Annotated in this window: 1 protein-coding gene and 1 pseudogene; one reads left to right on the top strand and one right to left on the bottom strand. The window is 67.8% G+C overall.

The window, feature by feature from the left end; translation table 11 throughout:
- Positions 1 to 341, top strand: a 341-nt coding sequence (locus EOA86_RS37535; protein WP_164892451.1) for a MarR family winged helix-turn-helix transcriptional regulator, incomplete at its 5' end; no start/stop codon positions are given.
- A 27-nt stretch (positions 342 to 368) separates the two neighbouring features.
- Here the strand turns inward: EOA86_RS37535 and EOA86_RS37530 are convergent.
- A pseudogene (locus EOA86_RS37530) lies at positions 369 to 600 on the bottom strand (MFS transporter); the annotation flags it as partial.

Raw genomic sequence — 600 nt, 5'->3', positions numbered from 1 at the left:
CGCAGCAGGGCCTGCTCTACCAGATCCATATCGGCGACGAGCCGGCCATGGGCGACATTGCCGCGGCCCTCGTCATGGACCTGTCGGCGCTCGGCCACACGTTGAAGCCTCTGATCCGCGACGGTTATCTCGAGACCTTCACTGATCCGGACGACCGCCGCATCAAGCGCGTGCGGCTGACGCCGCAAGGCTTGATCAAGCTCGATGAAGCGATGAAGCTGTGGCGCGTCGCCCAGCAGCGTTTCGAGGACATAGTCGGCAAGGAGCAGGCGGCAAGGCTGCGCGCGGCGCTGGATGACATCGCCGCGCTGGATTTTGGTATACCGCCGGCTGCGCCCTGAGGTCTCGGACGGCCGGTAGCCAGAACTTTACTCCGCCGGCATGGCAATCGCCCGCGCCGCCCGGTGGCCGGCGAGCATGACGCCAAGACCCAGGATCGGGAACACTGCTGCGACCAGGCCGAGATTGGCTGGCGCGCCATAGCGCAGCACCGTGCCGCCGACGACGGCGCCCAGCGCCACGCCGAGATAGAGCGCCGAGCCGTTGAGCGACAGCACGATGGGCGCTGCGTCGGGCGCCAGCCTGATGATGCGGCTGGCC

The sequence above is a fragment of the Mesorhizobium sp. M5C.F.Ca.IN.020.32.2.1 genome, assembly GCF_004023105.1.
Taxonomy (GTDB): Bacteria; Pseudomonadota; Alphaproteobacteria; order Rhizobiales; family Rhizobiaceae; genus Mesorhizobium; species Mesorhizobium wenxiniae.
The sequence above is the reverse complement of the archived record's forward strand: the minus strand, read 5'-3'. Positions and strand labels throughout refer to the sequence as shown.